The organism is Streptomyces sp. NPDC051664, from assembly GCF_044453545.1.
GTDB lineage: Bacteria > Actinomycetota > Actinomycetes > Streptomycetales > Streptomycetaceae > Streptomyces.
The window spans coordinates 60,580-75,276 of the sequence record NZ_JBITCU010000002.1 but is presented as its reverse complement, the minus strand read 5'-3'; the positions used below and the strand labels follow the sequence as shown (position 1 = coordinate 75,276).

At 69.6% G+C, this 14,697-nt stretch carries 11 protein-coding genes; all 11 read right to left on the bottom strand.

Translation table 11 applies throughout. The features are described from left to right. Window positions 1-10: 10 nt before the first annotated feature. From ACIA8E_RS03610 to ACIA8E_RS03560, 11 genes are read right to left on the bottom strand one after another with little or no spacing between them, the layout of a single operon-like run. On the bottom strand, window positions 11-538 hold the full coding sequence (locus ACIA8E_RS03610) for a phage baseplate assembly protein V (protein ID WP_399293982.1): 528 nt from the start codon (window positions 536-538) through the stop codon (window positions 11-13). A 40-nt stretch (window positions 539-578) separates the two neighbouring features. Further along, window positions 579-1,718, bottom strand: a complete 1,140-nt coding sequence (locus tag ACIA8E_RS03605; protein WP_399293979.1) for a hypothetical protein — start codon at window positions 1,716-1,718, stop codon at window positions 579-581. Next, on the bottom strand, window positions 1,711-2,037 hold the full coding sequence (locus ACIA8E_RS03600; RefSeq protein WP_399293976.1) for a hypothetical protein: 327 nt from the start codon (window positions 2,035-2,037) through the stop codon (window positions 1,711-1,713). The genes ACIA8E_RS03605 and ACIA8E_RS03600 overlap by 8 nt, the downstream gene beginning before the upstream one ends. Window positions 2,038-2,064: 27 nt before the next feature. Then, window positions 2,065-2,730 carry a hypothetical protein gene (locus tag ACIA8E_RS03595; RefSeq protein WP_399293973.1) on the bottom strand — a complete coding sequence of 222 codons (666 nt, stop codon included), beginning with the start codon at window positions 2,728-2,730 and terminating at the stop codon, window positions 2,065-2,067. After that, entirely contained in the window at window positions 2,727-3,428 is a 702-nt protein-coding gene (locus tag ACIA8E_RS03590) for a hypothetical protein (protein WP_399293971.1), read from the bottom strand. Before ACIA8E_RS03590 ends, ACIA8E_RS03595 begins: the two co-directional genes overlap by 4 nt. A gap of 45 nt (window positions 3,429-3,473) precedes the next feature. Next, the gene (locus ACIA8E_RS03585) at window positions 3,474-9,899 is read right to left on the bottom strand and encodes a DUF4157 domain-containing protein (RefSeq protein ID WP_399293966.1); all 6,426 of its coding nucleotides are present in this window, start codon (window positions 9,897-9,899) and stop codon (window positions 3,474-3,476) included. Beyond that, on the bottom strand, window positions 9,896-10,192 hold the full coding sequence (locus tag ACIA8E_RS03580; RefSeq protein ID WP_399293963.1) for a hypothetical protein: 297 nt from the start codon (window positions 10,190-10,192) through the stop codon (window positions 9,896-9,898). The genes ACIA8E_RS03585 and ACIA8E_RS03580 overlap by 4 nt, the downstream gene beginning before the upstream one ends. Beyond that, a complete protein-coding gene (locus ACIA8E_RS03575; RefSeq protein WP_399295034.1) occupies window positions 10,183-12,345 on the bottom strand; it encodes an ATP-binding protein in 2,163 nt (720 codons plus the stop codon). Before ACIA8E_RS03575 ends, ACIA8E_RS03580 begins: the two co-directional genes overlap by 10 nt. A gap of 33 nt (window positions 12,346-12,378) precedes the next feature. Beyond that, entirely contained in the window at window positions 12,379-13,221 is an 843-nt protein-coding gene (locus ACIA8E_RS03570) for a DUF4255 domain-containing protein (RefSeq protein WP_399293960.1), read from the bottom strand. A gap of 4 nt (window positions 13,222-13,225) precedes the next feature. Next, window positions 13,226-13,948 carry a hypothetical protein gene (locus ACIA8E_RS03565; RefSeq protein ID WP_399293957.1) on the bottom strand — a complete coding sequence of 241 codons (723 nt, stop codon included), beginning with the start codon at window positions 13,946-13,948 and terminating at the stop codon, window positions 13,226-13,228. Continuing rightward, entirely contained in the window at window positions 13,941-14,687 is a 747-nt protein-coding gene (locus ACIA8E_RS03560) for a hypothetical protein (RefSeq protein WP_399293954.1), read from the bottom strand. Before ACIA8E_RS03560 ends, ACIA8E_RS03565 begins: the two co-directional genes overlap by 8 nt. Window positions 14,688-14,697 lie beyond the last annotated feature (10 nt).

The following is a 14,697-nucleotide window of genomic DNA, read 5'->3' as shown; positions in this document are numbered from 1 at the left end:
GTCGCTGTGGTCATCGCTTCTTCGGCACGATCAGCCGGCCCTCGTTGATGTTGACCTCGTCGCCGGTCAGCACGATCGACGCACCCTTGCCGGTGCCGATGGTCACGCCCTTCTCATCTATCTGGATGTAGGCGCCGCCCCTGGCCTCCAGCAGAATCCCCGTGCCACCGGGCACGTCCGACATCACCAGCTTGTGATCGCCCGGCGTCTGGATCACCACCGGCTGCGAGCCGGGCAGTTCCGCGCTTGCCCGGGGCGGCAGCTCGGAGGCGTCCCCGTACCAACTCCCCGTCCAGATGGGGAAGCTGGGGTCCCCCTGCTCGAACTCCATCCACACACCGGCGCCGATCTCGGGCACGACGTACTGACCCGCGTGCCGTCCGGTGAACGGCAGACAGGGCAGCGCCCAGGTGGAGGCCTCGTCGCCGAGCACATCCGGCACCTGAGCCGTGATCCGGCCGAGCTTGAGCGGGTCCCTGTTGTCGATCACCCGCCCCCGGAACTTGCCGAGAAACCGGTTGTTCGGTCCTGCAGCCATGCGAAGTTCTCCTGGTCCTTACGTCTTTACCGACGCGTCATTACGGACGCACTGTCCTGCTGCGGGCGATGAGGCCCTCGCGGGAGAGCGTGAAGTTCTGCTGGTACGAGCCGGGCCTGAGGTTGTGCGTCACGCTCTTGACGTAGTAGTCCCCGTCGTACGTCACGCCCGAGCCGCGAACCCCCACCAACTCCCGTGGCCGCAGGACGTATCCATGCCGATTGACATCCAGCGACCCTGACCCGGAGATCGCGTCCGCGGAGGTAGCTGCCCTGGCCAGCGTCTCGGCCTCGGCCTGCCCGAGCTCCTTCTTCGCCGTACCGGACAGCGTCCTGCGCTTCAGAGCGGGCGAGGCCCGCAGGCCGAGGGGCGGCCGCAGCGGGCTGATGTCGGGCTGCGCCAGCAGCCGCACGTCGCGGGTGCGCGGGTCCTGGACGCGGGCCTGGGGCTCTTCCCTGGCTGTCCCGTCATACGCGAAAGTCAGCTGGTCGACGGTGGAGTTGTTGTCCATGTTGACGTTAAGCGCGTGCTGACGCTGACCGAGCCGCTGCTCGGGACCCCAGAAGGCGATGGACCGGCCGAGGCCCGGGCCCGGCTCCAGATAGAAGGTGTACCCGTTCGCCCGCGCCAGCTCGTTCAGATACTGCAGATCGGTGCCGGTCTGGTAGTCCACGCGCAGCTGCTCGCGGGGTGGCTGATGGATCTGCTCACGGATGATCCAGGGATCGATTCCGTAGTCGGCGTACCGCCGCAGAATCCGCTCGACCCGCTGGGCCGGGCCGAGATTCGGATACCGGTCGGTGCGCTCTTCGAGGTCCATCAGCAGCGTCAGATCCTCACCTGTGACGGTGAGTGTGCTCTGCCCCGGCTGATTGCTGGCACCGACCTCCTGCCGCACGATCAGCCCGTCCAGGATCACGGTCGGCGTCCCCTTGACGGAGGTCGCGACGATCACCCTGGTCTTCGGGTCGAAGAACCCCTCGGGCAGCAGCCTTTGTGTGATCAGCCCCTGCTTGGTCAGGTCGAAGGCGAGCTGGAACCCGCTCCGTTCCCCGGCGGTCATGGTGATCTGCGCGGATAACAGAGCCTCGGCCACCTCGGCAGGCACCGGGCGGGTGAGCTTGGGCCCCATGTGCAGGGTGAGATGGACGGGCCCGCTCCCGATGGGCTCATCAGCCATGGAACCCACCCGGCAGAGGAATGTCGATCGTCCGCCCCGGCTCTGCGGTCAGCTCCTGCGGATCCAGCACGGGATTGGCGTCCGCGATCTGCCACCACTGCCCGGGGTCGCCGAAATAGCGCTGTCCCAGATGGTCGGGCCGCTCGCCACTGCTGACCGTGTGCGGGGCGGTCTCGCCGGCGGCCTCGCTGAGCGGAGGCAGCAAACGCCGCTTGGTGTACCGCACTTCGGTGCCGTCCGGGAGGCGGTGCACGCCGATCTCCGCGTCGTGGTACCGGCTGGTGCGGGGGTACGGATGTGCCCCCGGGATCGCGTCCAATGCACTCTCATAAGGATCAATCACGTCCTACAGCCCCCGTCCCAGCCCGAGTTCGGCCAGCCGGCCGCCCAGCGCGGCGGCGGCGAGCCGTTCCTTCTGCGCCAGATGTGCGAGATACAGGTCGGCCCCACGGTGCCCGGCGGGCAGATCGCTCACGCTGAGGACCTTCATGCCGATGCCGAGACTCGCCCTGATCGGATTCAGATTGACGTCGAACGCCGACTCGTTGATGGACAGTTCGGTCAGCCGCACCGGCATGACGCGCTTGCTCCCCCAGGTGAAGAGAGTCAGCGGCATCTCGATCGGGCTGATCTCGATGGTGCCCTTCCGGGTTCGCCGGGAGGCCTCGCGGAGCTGCACGCTCGTGGGCTGCACCAGCATCTCCAGCGTCGCAAGCTGCGGATGAATCCCGTCGGGCGCGGCGACCTCGAACTGATCGGTGGCATCGATCTCGGCGGTGAACTTCCAACTCTCCTCGGCGGGGCCCTTGAGCCGGAGGGCCTCGTTACGGTCCCCTCCACTTCCGCCTCCGCCGGCGTCACCGCTTCCGCCGGCGGACTGAGGGGCGAGGGAGCGTTCGAGGGTGTCGGGGTTGAACTGGAGGACGATGATGCGCTGGGGGGTGCCGCGCTCGGGGTCGACGACGACGATGCCGGAGCGGATGGGCTTGGGTATGTCTGCGTAGCGGGTCACAGTCGGGCCTCCAAACGCTCAGTGAGCGCGGTGTAGTCGTGGGAGGGAAACGCGGCGGGAAAAGCATCGATCATTTCGGAGAGCTTTTCCGCGCGATACTGAAGCGCGTCCCGGAGAGTCACGTCGGCGAACAGGAGTTGCCAGCCGAAGGTTCCTTTGGTCAGCCGCAGTGCATCCAGATAATCGCAGTAGCTGAGACTGGTCCTCACGCACGCCTGCGGGTTGGCAACGGGATCGTACAGGTCCCGGTCCTGATACCAGATCTCCAAATGATCCTTGCCTGACTGAATGCGCACAAAGGCGGCCTGACCGGTTGCGTCGCGCGGCGTGGAATCGATGATGCGCAACTCCGAGAACAGTTGGCTATCGCTCTCCGAAGCATCGAATGTGGGGCGTGGTGCCGCGCCGATCAGGGCTTTATAGAAATGCGGGAGGCTGAATTCCCCTGCGAGCTCACGACGGGACCCGACCAGTCGCCATTGGCCGGAGATCCGCTTGAAGCGCAGAGAGCACCTCAGCAGCTCCGGACTCAGCGTCAGGTCCGCCCACTCTGCCTTCGTCTCGGACAGAGGAATAAACTCGTCCAGGGCGAACCACAGCTTCTGCTGCTCATCGAACAATACATCGAATGCTTCGCTGCGGCGTAGCTCGGCGAGGGACTCCTGGTGTAGTTCCTCGTTCGCCGTCAAAGGTTTCATGTGGGCTCTCTTTCCCGGTGCCGGACCGTCGCTTCCGCTGCAAGGCTAGAACTCCAGTCGCCCCTCTCTTTTCAACTTCTCCAGCCGTTTGCGGAGTGTTTCGAGATTAGCGAACGGTCGGCCCGGCTTTCCTCTGCGTGATGCCTTCAGCCTGCTGATCACGCTGTTGATGTCGGTGAAGTCCGCCTCCTCGCGCAGCGCCACGATGGCGTTCACGTAAGGTTCGTCCACCTGCAGGACAAGCCGCATGCGGTAGAGGTCGGTCTCGCTGTTGATGTCGATCTCCGACACCTCGTCAGGGACAGGCGGCTCCTCCAGCGGGCCGATCGAAACGGTGTTCACTGGTATGTCGATTTTGTTCCAGTCGCTGCGGCTGTCGCCCCGCTTCCCGGGCTTGCGCTTGTACCGGCCCCAACTCGCGCCGATCGCACTCGGGAATCCGGGCGGACGCGTGTCACCGGGGTAGCGGCTGTCTCCGCCCTTCTCGCTCCAGTACTGGATGTTTATCGAGTACCAGGCAATGTCCTTGCCGCTGCTGATCTCCGCGGCAGCTGGGGCCTCAACCGGCCGAAGCGCCATGTTCTTGTACTGCCTGGCGGGCACAAGGTTCTCGTTCTCGATGGTTCCGCCCAGCTCGCGTGGCAGCAGATGCGTACGGCTCCATCGCTCGTTGTCGTTGCCCGTGTTGTCGATGTGGTCGTTGATGTGCCTGAATCCGATGGCGTCGGGAGTGCGTTGCCTCGCCTCCTGTCCTTTCCGGCCGAACTCCTTGTTCAGGTACTCCGCTGTGAAGCTGGAGATCAGCTTGTTGTCCCTGAAGCTCGGAGCCTTGACCGGCGGGAGCTTCTTGTCCGGCTGCTCGGTGTCGAGGTAGTCGACACCGTCTCCCTGATCGAACTCTCCCGGAATTACCGGCAGAGTCGGGTTCAGTTTGGCCATCACCTGGAAATGCGGTGGATGCAGCCTTGAGAGCTCGGTGAGCCGGAACCAGCGGCGTAGCCCCGCAAGTAGTCCGAGATGCGTCATGCGTTGCATGCCCGGCCGCAGTTTTCGCTCCTCGATGGGGCGGATCCTGGCAACCGCCTTCGCCAGGCGCGCCTGCTTCGTCTCGGGAGAATTCTCCTTCTTCCTGCGCTCGTCGCGGCTTCGCTTCTTGTGGTTCACACGCCGCTTCTTGTCGTCGCGCAGACGATCGCGCTTCTTCTTGAAGAGGTCGCGCATCCTCTTGCCGCTGTTCTTGAGCGCCTGGCCGATCTTGCTCATGCGTAGCTTCTTGCCAAGCACCTTGCCCGCGTTGCGTACCTTCTTCAGCGCCGACTTGACCTTGCCCCTTATTTTCTGAAGCGCCTGACCCAATGGGGACTTCGGCTTGCGCGGCTTCGCCCGCTTCGGAGCCTCGGTTTCTTTCTTCTTCTTGGGCAGGGTGGGTGTCTTGTCCTTGGTCAGGTCCGGCTTCTGGTCAGGTGTGCGGTCCTTGGCGGTTGTGGATTCGTGGCCGCCTTCCTGCTGGGTTTTCGTCGACTCCTTGTCCTTGTGCAGCCTGTCCTGGTACTCGTCCCGGCTCCGAGTGCGCTCCTTGTCCGGCGTCTTGCTCGTCGGGCGGTCGTGCGCCGTGTCCTTCGGGGCACTGCGGCCCGGACCCCGGTCCGTCGACGTCGACCGGTTCTTCGGGACCCGCGGTCCCTTCGGCTTCGACGGGCCCGCCGGCTTTCTCAAGGACTCCACCGCGTTGCGCACCGCGCCCCGCGCCCTGTTCACCGCGTTGCCCGCCGCCTCCTTCGCTCCCTTGCCCGTCTTCTTGAGGCCCTTCATGATCTTCTCGGACATCGCCTTGAGGCGTTTGCCGACGCCCTTCGTCGCCGAAGACAGGCGGATCATCAGGAAGTTGGCGATGAAGTCCAGCAGGGCGACGATCCCCGCCGCGACCGCCTCCGCGAACAGGCACGCCGCCGGGCCCGCCTTGACCGCCTTCAAGTACGCCCAGAACTTGCTGAAGGCATTCAGGATCGAACTGAGGCTCTGCCATGCCGCCATCAGACCCTGCACGATGGTGAGGATCGCGCCGGCCGCCGGCACCAGCATCGAGACGACCTTCTCGATCACAATCGAGGCGATCATCATCGGCAGCGACGCGATGATCGCGTCCCACGCCATCTTCCCGATCTGTTTGATCGAGACGCAGCCCTTCACCAGGACATTGATCACGGCCTTGCCCAGGCCGAGAATCCCCTCGACCTTCGTGTCGAACCAGCGCTTCACGCCGGTCTTGATCGCACCCCAAAGGTGGTCCTGGATACCGGACTTCGCTGAGCTCCCGGCCTTGCTCAGCCAGCCGCCCGGGTCCGGCGCAATGTCCGCCACCAGTGCCGCGAACTTGCCCAGCGCCTCGATCGCCGCCTGGGCGAACTTGATCGCGCCGAGGATGACCGCCTGGTAGATCTTGATGACGGCCTTGATGCCCGCCTCCAGCACGTCCAGCAGCGCGTTCAGGCCCGCCGCCAGGGCGTCGAGCAGGGCGTTCACGGCCTTCTTCAGACCGTCCGCCAGCGCGTTGACCGCCGCGATCGCCTTGTCCCGCAGGCCCTCGATCGCCTTACGGAACTTGTCCCGTAGCTCGGGGAAGGCCGCCAACAGCACGTCACCGATGGCGATCAGCGCATCCGCCAGCACATTGATCGCCTTGATGGCGAGATCACGTACGAAGTCGATGGCCTTGTCGGCCCAGTCCTTGAACGTGTCGATGATGCCGTTGACAGCCTTGCGCGCGGCGTCGAAGACCTTGGTGACCGCATCGAGGATCGCGTTGAAGGCGCTCTTCACCTTGTCGGCGACCCAGCCGAAGAAGCCTCCGGAGGGCTTCTCCTCCTCCTTCTTCTTCTCGGCCTCCTTCTCCGCCTTCTCGCGCTCGGTGTCGATCTGCGCGTTGTCCTTGTCCTTGCGGTCGCTGACCTCCTTGTCCTTGCCGTCGCGGGCCTTGACGATTTCCTTGTTCTTGTCGGTGTGTTCCCTCTCGGACTTCCTGTCCGCGTCCTCGATCTTCTGGTCCTGCTCGGTGCGCCAGCTCTCGCGCTCGCGCTGGGCATCCTCCGCCGCGCGGCCGCGCTCGCCCGTCTGCTTCTCCGCGTTCCGGGTGACCTCGCGGTCGATCTCGGTCTGCTTCTCCTGCTTGGCCTGCTGCTCGCCCTGCTGCTGTTCCTTCTCCTTGGCGACGAGGTCGCCCTGGGCCTGGCCCGCAGCTCCCTGGATCTCGCTGCCGCGCTCCTGCTTGGCGACCGCACCGACGCCCGGCTTGGGTGCGGACCCGGCCTTCAGATCGCCTCCGCCGCCCGGCTTTCCGCCTGCCGTCGCCTTACCGACCAGTTGTTCCTTGGGCGCATCGGGGAAGATCTGGTCCTCGCCCATCCGCTTGGCCGCGTCCTCACGGCCTGTGCTCTGGATGTCGGACTGCTTCTCCTTGAGCGCCTTGGCCTGGTCGTCCGTGCGCTTGGGGTCGCTCTCGCCCTCCAGCCGGATCTTGGGGGCGGGGCCGACCGTCTTGTTCCGCAGTTCCGGGTCCACGGTCGGGACCGCGTCGGCCGCAGCGTCGACGTTCTTGGCCTCGTCCGCGGTCAGCTTGTCCGCGACGGGCGCCGGCGGCGGTGGCGTGCTGTCCGTGGGCTTCGCGCCCTCCGCCTTCTCGCTGCCCTTGGCCTTCTGCTTCTCGACCCGGTCCTCGGGCCCGAGCTTCTCGACCTTGCCGGTCACCTGGGCTGCCGGAGGGGCCGCCTCGGGCGGGCCCGACCGGGTGCGTGGGGCACCCGAAGGACGTTCCCGCTTCGGCGGGTTGGCGTCCAGCCGCCGTTGCTCCTCGCCGACCTTCTTGTCCGCCGCGGCGTCCACACCGGGCATGGCGGCTGCGGCCTGGTCCGGCGCCAGCTTGCTGACCGTCCCGATGGCGGCCTTCGGGTCCTGGCCCGAGACGTCCGGCGGCTCCTCCTGCTTCTCCTCGGGAGCCGCTCCACCGCCGCCTCCGCCGCAGCTGCCGCCGCCCTCTTCCTTCTCCGCCGCGGGCTCCGGCGGGGCGCAGCCGCCGCCGTCCTTCTCCAGCGACGCCTCCGGCGCGGGCGCGCCCGTCTGCCCGGGGCTCTCAGCCTGTTCGGCCGCAGGGCTCACCGCAGCCTGCGCCACCGACGGCGCACCGCCGGGTCCGGTCGCGGCGCTCGGCCCCGCCGTACTGCTGCCGCCGACCACACCGCTCGGCGCGGCACTGGGTCCGCTCTCCTTCGGCACCGTGCTCTTGGGAGCGGATGCCTCATGGTCGCTCTTCGACGAGTCGGCGACCCGGCGCGCGGCAGGGGATGGCCGGGCGTCCTCGGCCGAGGTCCGCTCCGTGTGCGCACCGGCGGGCGGGGTCGCGGACGACGCGGTGCCGGTGGCAGCGCCCGTGTCCGACGCGGCCACCGGGGATCCGGCAGCCCCCGGCCGAGGTTTGGCGTCCTGTTCCTGCTGCTCCTTGCGCTCCTCCTGCTGATCCTCGGCGCTCTTGGCGTCGGGCTGCTCCTCGCCGTCGGCGGAGCCCGAGTCGCTCTCGTCCCTGTCCTGCTGCTGATCCTGCTTCTCCGCCTCGGGCTCCGGCTCCTGCCTGCCGTCGGTCTCCGGATCCGGGCCGACCTCCTGGTCCACCGGCTTCTCCGGCTGGAGGTCCTTCTCGCTACGGTCACCGGCCTCGGCCGCCGGTCCTCCCTCGGGCTGCGGCGCCTCGCCCTCGACCGGACCCATTTCGGCGCCCGGCGGCTTGGCCTCCGCCTCCGGGGCGTCCTCGTCCTCTTCCTCCTCGGCGTCGTTCTCCCTCTGATCCTGGACCTGTTCGGCCTTCGTCGGCGGAGGAGTGGGGAAGGTCGGCACCGCGGCCGTAGGGTTGTCGGCGGTCGGAACGGACGAGACGTCGAGATCGGTCTCCGGCAGATAGTCCTCGGGCTTGAGCTCGGGCTCGGCGCCGCCGCCGCCCTTGGCCCGGTCGCCCTCCTCACCGCCGATCTCCCGGTCCGCGCCCGCCTCGAGCCCGAGCGGCCTCTCCTCCTCGCGCGGATCGTCCTCGTCCTCGTCCTTCTCGTGCAGGCCGTGCTCGGACAGCGCACTGTCCCGCTGCTCAGCCCGCTCGTCCACCTTTTCGGGGCGTACGGGACCGGGCCGGCCCTTCGCCTTCGGGTCGAGGTTCTCCTGCTTCGAGCCGTCCGCCGGCTTCTTCGCGTCGTCCTTGCGTTTGCGCTTGTCGGCGCCGGGGGCGTTGGCCTGCTCCGGGTCCTGCTCCTCCCGGTCGCGCTGCTCCTTGCGCTCCTCCTTGGTCTGCTCGGCGCCGTACGCCTGGCCCTGCGCGCGCTCGTCCGCGGCCTCGTCGACCCGTTGACGGTCCTGGCCCTGCTTCTCCTCTTCCTGCCGCTGCTCCTGCGCGGCCTGCTGCCGGGACTGGGTCCGCTCCTCCTCCTGCTCCTTGCGCCGGGCAGCCTCCTGGTCCTCGGCCGTCGCGTCGGAGCGCGCCCTGCTCCGGTCGCCGCTGCGCTTCTCGTCCCGCGCCGCGGCGTCCTTCCGCTCCAAGCGCGAGTCCTCGGCCTGCTTGTCCTTCGAACTCCGCTCGCTCTCCTCCTGCCGCTTCCACCGGGTGCGCTCGACACCCAGCAGCTCGAAGAGGTCCGTCTCCGGCTCGGGCACCTCGGCCGGTTGGAGGTCCACCGGCCCGGTCTCGGACTCCTCGGCGAGGCCGAGGAGCCGGTCGTACTCGTCGGAGAGCAGCCGCACTTCCAGCCGGTCCAGCACCGAGTCCTGCAACTGCGGTGACATCCGTGCCAGTTGGAGGCGTACGCGTCCTGACAGGTCCGCCGGGTCGCCGCGCAGCGAGCGCAGCACTCCGTTCGCAAGACGGTCCACCAGCGTTGCCGGATCCAGCTGTTCCATACGGGAGCGGTCGGCGTCGACCGTCGCGTACCGCAGCCAGCCGGGCGTCGACTGCTCCGGGTCCACTTCGGGGGCCTGCTCCTCGTCCCGTACGAGAGCCTGCGCCGCCGACTCCGCCTCGCGCTCCATCGCCTGCTGCGGAAGGCTCACCGCCCCCAGATCGCGACCCGCGCGCAACGCGCCCAGACCGTCCGGGTTCTGCACCGTGTGCAGCAGCTCATGGGCGAGCAGCCGTTGCCCGTCCGCCGTACCCGGGCGATAGGCACCCTCGCGGAAGAAGATGTCCTGGCCGACCGCGACCGCGTCCGCGCCCAGCAGTTCCGTCAGCGTGCCCGCGTCGCGGTCGGTGTGCAGGCGCACCCGGCTGAAGTCGTGGCCGAGCTGCTCCTCCAGCTCACGCCGGACGCTCAGGTCGAGCGGCTGGCCTGCTCCGCTGACGATGTTCTTCGGCTCCGGCGTCCGGGAGGTGGCGCGCTGCTTGCGCTTGCGCCGCCGTTCGGCCTGGGCCGCCTGCGCGTCCTGGGTATGTGACGTACTCATCGAGACTCACCCCGCCCCGAAAGTCCCGCGTGCACCGCACGCGCCAGCGCCTCGCCGAGCCGCCCCGGCGAGGTGGTCGAGGGCAGCGGCGGCAGTCCGGACAGGGCGTCCAGGGCCCGGCCCCCGTCAGCGGCCAGCGGCACGCCACGCTCCCGCACGAGCCGGGACAGCTCCGCCTCGAAAGCGGCCGAGACCCGGTCGGGGTCGAGCCGCTCGAAACCGTCGAGCACCAGCTCGCCGATGTCCACGCGGATCGTGCGCTCCGCGGGGCGCGGTGCCTCGTTCAGACCCATCCGTGCACCTCCGAGGGCGTCAAGGAGCGGTCCAGCTTGAGGTATTCGGTACGCGCCGCCTCCAGCATGTGACACATCTGGAGCCGGTCGCCCTCCTCCGCCGCGAGGAAGGCGCCCGACAGCGCGATGTTGCGAATCGAGCCGCCCGCCACGGTCAGCCGGGCCAGCTGCTCGGGATCTATGCCCTTCATCGGGGCGCGCGCGGGCAGCACCCGCCGCCAGATCTCGGCGCGCTCGCTCTCGCCGGGGAAGGGGAAGTCGACGACGAAACGGATACGCCGCATGAACGCCGTGTCCAGCGCCTGCTTCATGTTCGTCGTGAGGATCGCGAGCCCCCGGTACGCCTCCATCCGCATCAGCAGATAGCTGACCTCGAGGTTGGCGTACCGGTCATGGCTGTCCTTGACCTCGCTGCGCTTGCCGAACAGGGCGTCGGCCTCGTCGAACAGCAGCAGCGCGCCGCCTCGTTCGGCCGCGTCGAAGACCTTGCGCAGATTCTTCTCGGTCTCGCCGATGTACTTGCTGACCACCTGCGAGAGATCGATGACGAACAGATCCAGGCCGAGCTCCTTGGCCATCACCTCGGCGGCCAGGGTCTTTCCGGTGCCGGAGCCGCCGGCGAAGAGTGCGGTGACGCCGAGTCCGCGGCGCAGCGTCTCGGCGAAGCCCCACTCCTGGTACACGGTCGAGCGCTGACGCACGTGCGCGACGATCTCGCGCAGAATCCGCAGCTGCCGCTCGGCCAGCACCAGATCGCACCACGCCGCCTGCGGCTCGATCCGCCGGCCCAGCTCGTCCATGCCCATCCGGGCCTCGGTGAGCCCGGCCCGCCAGGCCAGCCCGGTCGCGTCCAGCTCGTCCTCGCCGGGCAGATCGCGTACGACCGTCGCTCCGGCGGACTCGATCAGGTGCGGCGGCAGCGAGAACTGCGCGACGAGATCCCGCAGATCCTCCTCGCTCACCTCGGGTACGTCCGCGAACGCGTCGGCCCATACGCTCAGTTGCTCCTCCGTGTCCAGCGGCGGCACGGTCACGCGCTCGCCGCGCGGCCGGGCGGTCTGCCGGGGATCGGGGCTGGAGACGACGAGCGGAACGGCCGCGCTCTCGATGAACGCGTCCGTGGCCGCCGCCTGGTCGCGGTCGAGCTCGCCGACCTCGACGAGCAGCGCGGCGGGCAGCATGATGGCCTCGCGCTGCCACAGCCGCGCCAGCCGGTCGCGCTCGGCCGGATCGGTGGGCATGTCGTCGGCGGCCATGGCGTACAGACCGAGCCCCGAACGGCGTGCCGCCGCCGCGGCGATGTCGGTTCGGGTCCGCAGATCGCCGCCGACGAGCTCGATCCGGAGCGGCGCATGCGGCCCGGCACCCGCCCAGCCAGCGGCGACCTGGCTCGCCGCCAGGTCGTACGAGGCGGGCAGCGACTCCGGTACGGGCGCACGGCGCAGCAGTCCGTGCAGCCGGGAGTCCAGATAGGGCGAGCCGACGAGGAAGTGCAGGATGCGCTCGTCGAGGCGCAGCCGTGAGGTGGTCAGCCGGGTCTCGTCATCGAGCTCGACGAGCCGCCAGCGGCGCAGCGGGGCGACGGGGGTCAGCGCGCTCCAGTGGGCACCGTCGAGGGCGGCGAGGGCGAGCGAGAATGTGGGGTGGGCGCGCTCGGGGTCCCCACTCGCGGCGGCACAGCGCCCACCGGTGGTGGGGTCGAGCTCCGCGGCGGCGGCGAGCAGGACGACGTCGCGCTCGAAGGGGCTGAGCCCGAAGCAGGCGACGAGCGCGCCGAGCGTGGCGGGCGCGCGCACACCGGGGGCGGCCGGTCCGCCTCCGGCCGGGGCGGTGGGGGTGCTGCCTCCGGCGGTGAGTTCACTCTGTCGCGGGGGCGCTGCGGCGCCCGCGTCGGCGTCTCGCCGGACGGGCTCGGCCGCAGCCTTCGCGGCGGGGCGGTCCGCACCGACGCCCGGAACGGCACCGTCCGGGGGTGCGGCCCTCGCGTCCGGCTGGTCCTCGGCGCCCTGTCCGGAGCCGGGCCCCCCGGGGCGGCCCTGTGCCCGGGCCGCGTGGGCGTCCACTCGGGCGAGCACGGATCGTACGGCCGCGAACAGCGCCCGTCCGTCCGCACCGGCGTTCGCCGACGCACCAGTTGACTCGTACGTCCCCATACCCTCACCCGCCCCCGTGTCGCGCACCGTGTCTCAGCTCTCCTTGTCGTCCGCGCCCGCTTCGGTGCCTTTCCGGGCACGAGCGGGCGCGGCCCGTTTCGCCACGGGCTTCGAGGCAGCCTTCGCGGTCTTGGCCGCGGTGCGCTTTCGCGCGGGAGCGGCCGCCTTCGGGGCCACGTCAGGCACGGCCTCCGGTTCCAGCGACGCCTCGGGCGAGGAATCGGATTCCGCGGCCTCCGGCCGGCCCGGCGGCACCGGCGCGCCTGGTGCCCCGAACGGCAGCACCTTCACCGTCCGCCGCTCAACCGGCTTCGCCGGGACCGGCCTCTCGCGGCCCTCGATCAGGACCAGCGACGCCTGGTACGCCACCGACAGGGTGTACGGGGTCTGGTGGAGCATCCCCCACAGCTTCGACGTCTCGTCGATGTCCATCACCGTCGGCGTGAACCGCACCTTCTGCGGCGAGTCGGCCAGATCACTGCCCGCGAGATACGGCCGCTCCGCCGCGAGTTCGATCAACTCATGCGGCAGCACCGGGATTTCGTGCAGCGTCCGCACCACACAGCCGATCAGCCGATGCCCGACCAGCTCCGCCTCCTCCCCGTACGCACTGATCAGAAAGTGCAGATCCAGCGCGGTGACGGGCCGTTTGAGCAGCGTGCCGTCCGATGCGCGCGTCGGCAGGTCGGTGTGGCGCATCGAGGGGTTCGGGGTGACCTGGTACAGGAAGACGTTGATGGTCGGCTCGGCCGGCGGCTCGGCCGGCGGTTTACGGGTCTCGACCTTGACCGCGATGTCCATCTCGGGGCTCAGGTTGTTCTCGATCAGCAGGGCCAGTGCCTGGGTGACCGTCGCGATGGCGAGTGCGTTGCTCATGACCTCAGTCCCTCTTCTCGCCGCGTGACAGGTAGTCGTCCAGCGTCAGCGCGGGCGCGCGCCGTCCGGTGTGGTCGGGGTGGCCGCCGGCGGGACGGCTCGCACCGGGCAGTGGGGCCGCGCTCACCTCCAGGCGGCCGATCTGTACGTGTACGACGCGTTCGGTGGGCCGCGGCGGGCGCCGCCCGACTCCGTTCAGCGCCGCACCCCGTGCCGCGGCCGTGTCGACGCCGCGCGGCCGGGCAGGTGCGGAGGCGGCCCGGGCAGCCGTGTCCGCCGCGCGCGGCACGGCAGCGGCCGGCGTCCGCGGCGCATCGGCCACCGGTGCGGCGGCACCCCGCCGTGCCGCCCGAGGAGCATCCGGGGCTGCCGGGCGGGTCGCCAAGGGCGCGGCAACGGCCGGTCGCAACAGCGGGCCCGTGACCGGCGCGGCCTGCGCCGCCCGCCGCTCGGGCTCACCCGGAACGGCCGCCGCCTCGGTCCGTACGACGGTCTCGCGACCCGTCCGTACCTCGCGCTCGTGCCGTACCGACTGGGCCGGTCCGAAGGCAGGCTGGGGCGCCGACGGGATCAGTGCCGCCGGCTCGTCCGGCTCCGGCGGCCCGCTCCGCAGCGCCTCGACCCGTTCGAACGGGCCGGGCAACCGCGGCCGGACCCGCGCCGCGCCACCGCCGGCCGCGGGCACCGGTGTGTACCGGGCGAGCAGCCGGTCGAAGTAGTCAGGCATCTGCGCACAGCTCCAGGTAGTAGCGACGCCGCAGCGGGCTGAGCGCCAGAATCTCCGGCTCGCTCCACCCGTAGGCGGTGGCGAGCAGATGGACGTCGAGCATCAAGTCCCGTGCCCAGGTGTCTAGTTCGGTCCACAGATAGGAGGTGATGTCCAGCTCGGCCGGGGTGGCATCACCGCACTCGGGGCAGGCGACGTTCAGCGTCACGTCGGACGCCGGGTCCGCCGAAGCCGCCGTCTGCGCGAGCTGTCGCTGTACGCGCTCGGGCAGCAGGGCGGCCAGCCGCTCGGGCGAGACCGCCTCGCCGTCCCGTACGGCCGACACAGTGCAGCGCGCCATGAGCAGCCGACGGGCCTCGTCCGGATCGGTCACAGCGCCGGCCGCCGCGAGGTCGGCGACGGTGGGCAGCCGGAACTCGATCGTCCACCCGTCCTCCTCCACTCGCAGCGGCCCGCCCGGCGTCTGCGTCCGGGTGCCGAACAGCGTCGCGTCGAGGTCGAATTCCATGGCCTCGCCGCACTCCGCGCACTCGACCCGCACCTGCATGCGCTCGCCGAACAGCGCCCGGCGCAGCGCGAACAGATCCGCCTCCCGCTCGCCGACCGGCATCGACAGCAACGCATCGGTGCCGGCCTCCGGGCGGGCCGCCCGGTGCAGCAGCAGAGACCTTCCCGAGTCGTGCTGCGCCAGCCCGGCCTCCCAGGTGGCGAGCAGCTCGGCCGGCCCCGTCGGCGTCATCCCTCATTCC

Coding starts and splice junctions, on each gene's coding strand:
- ACIA8E_RS03575 (WP_399295034.1), bottom strand. CDS start 12,345: ATGGGGACGTACGAGTCAACTGGTGCGTCGGCGAACGCCGGTGCGGAC.
- ACIA8E_RS03560 (WP_399293954.1), bottom strand. CDS start 14,687: ATGACGCCGACGGGGCCGGCCGAGCTGCTCGCCACCTGGGAGGCCGGG.
- ACIA8E_RS03565 (WP_399293957.1), bottom strand. CDS start 13,948: ATGCCTGACTACTTCGACCGGCTGCTCGCCCGGTACACACCGGTGCCC.
- ACIA8E_RS03590 (WP_399293971.1), bottom strand. CDS start 3,428: ATGAAACCTTTGACGGCGAACGAGGAACTACACCAGGAGTCCCTCGCC.
- ACIA8E_RS03610 (WP_399293982.1), bottom strand. CDS start 538: ATGGCTGCAGGACCGAACAACCGGTTTCTCGGCAAGTTCCGGGGGCGG.
- ACIA8E_RS03570 (WP_399293960.1), bottom strand. CDS start 13,221: ATGAGCAACGCACTCGCCATCGCGACGGTCACCCAGGCACTGGCCCTG.
- ACIA8E_RS03605 (WP_399293979.1), bottom strand. CDS start 1,718: ATGGCTGATGAGCCCATCGGGAGCGGGCCCGTCCATCTCACCCTGCAC.
- ACIA8E_RS03585 (WP_399293966.1), bottom strand. CDS start 9,899: ATGAGTACGTCACATACCCAGGACGCGCAGGCGGCCCAGGCCGAACGG.
- ACIA8E_RS03580 (WP_399293963.1), bottom strand. CDS start 10,192: ATGGGTCTGAACGAGGCACCGCGCCCCGCGGAGCGCACGATCCGCGTG.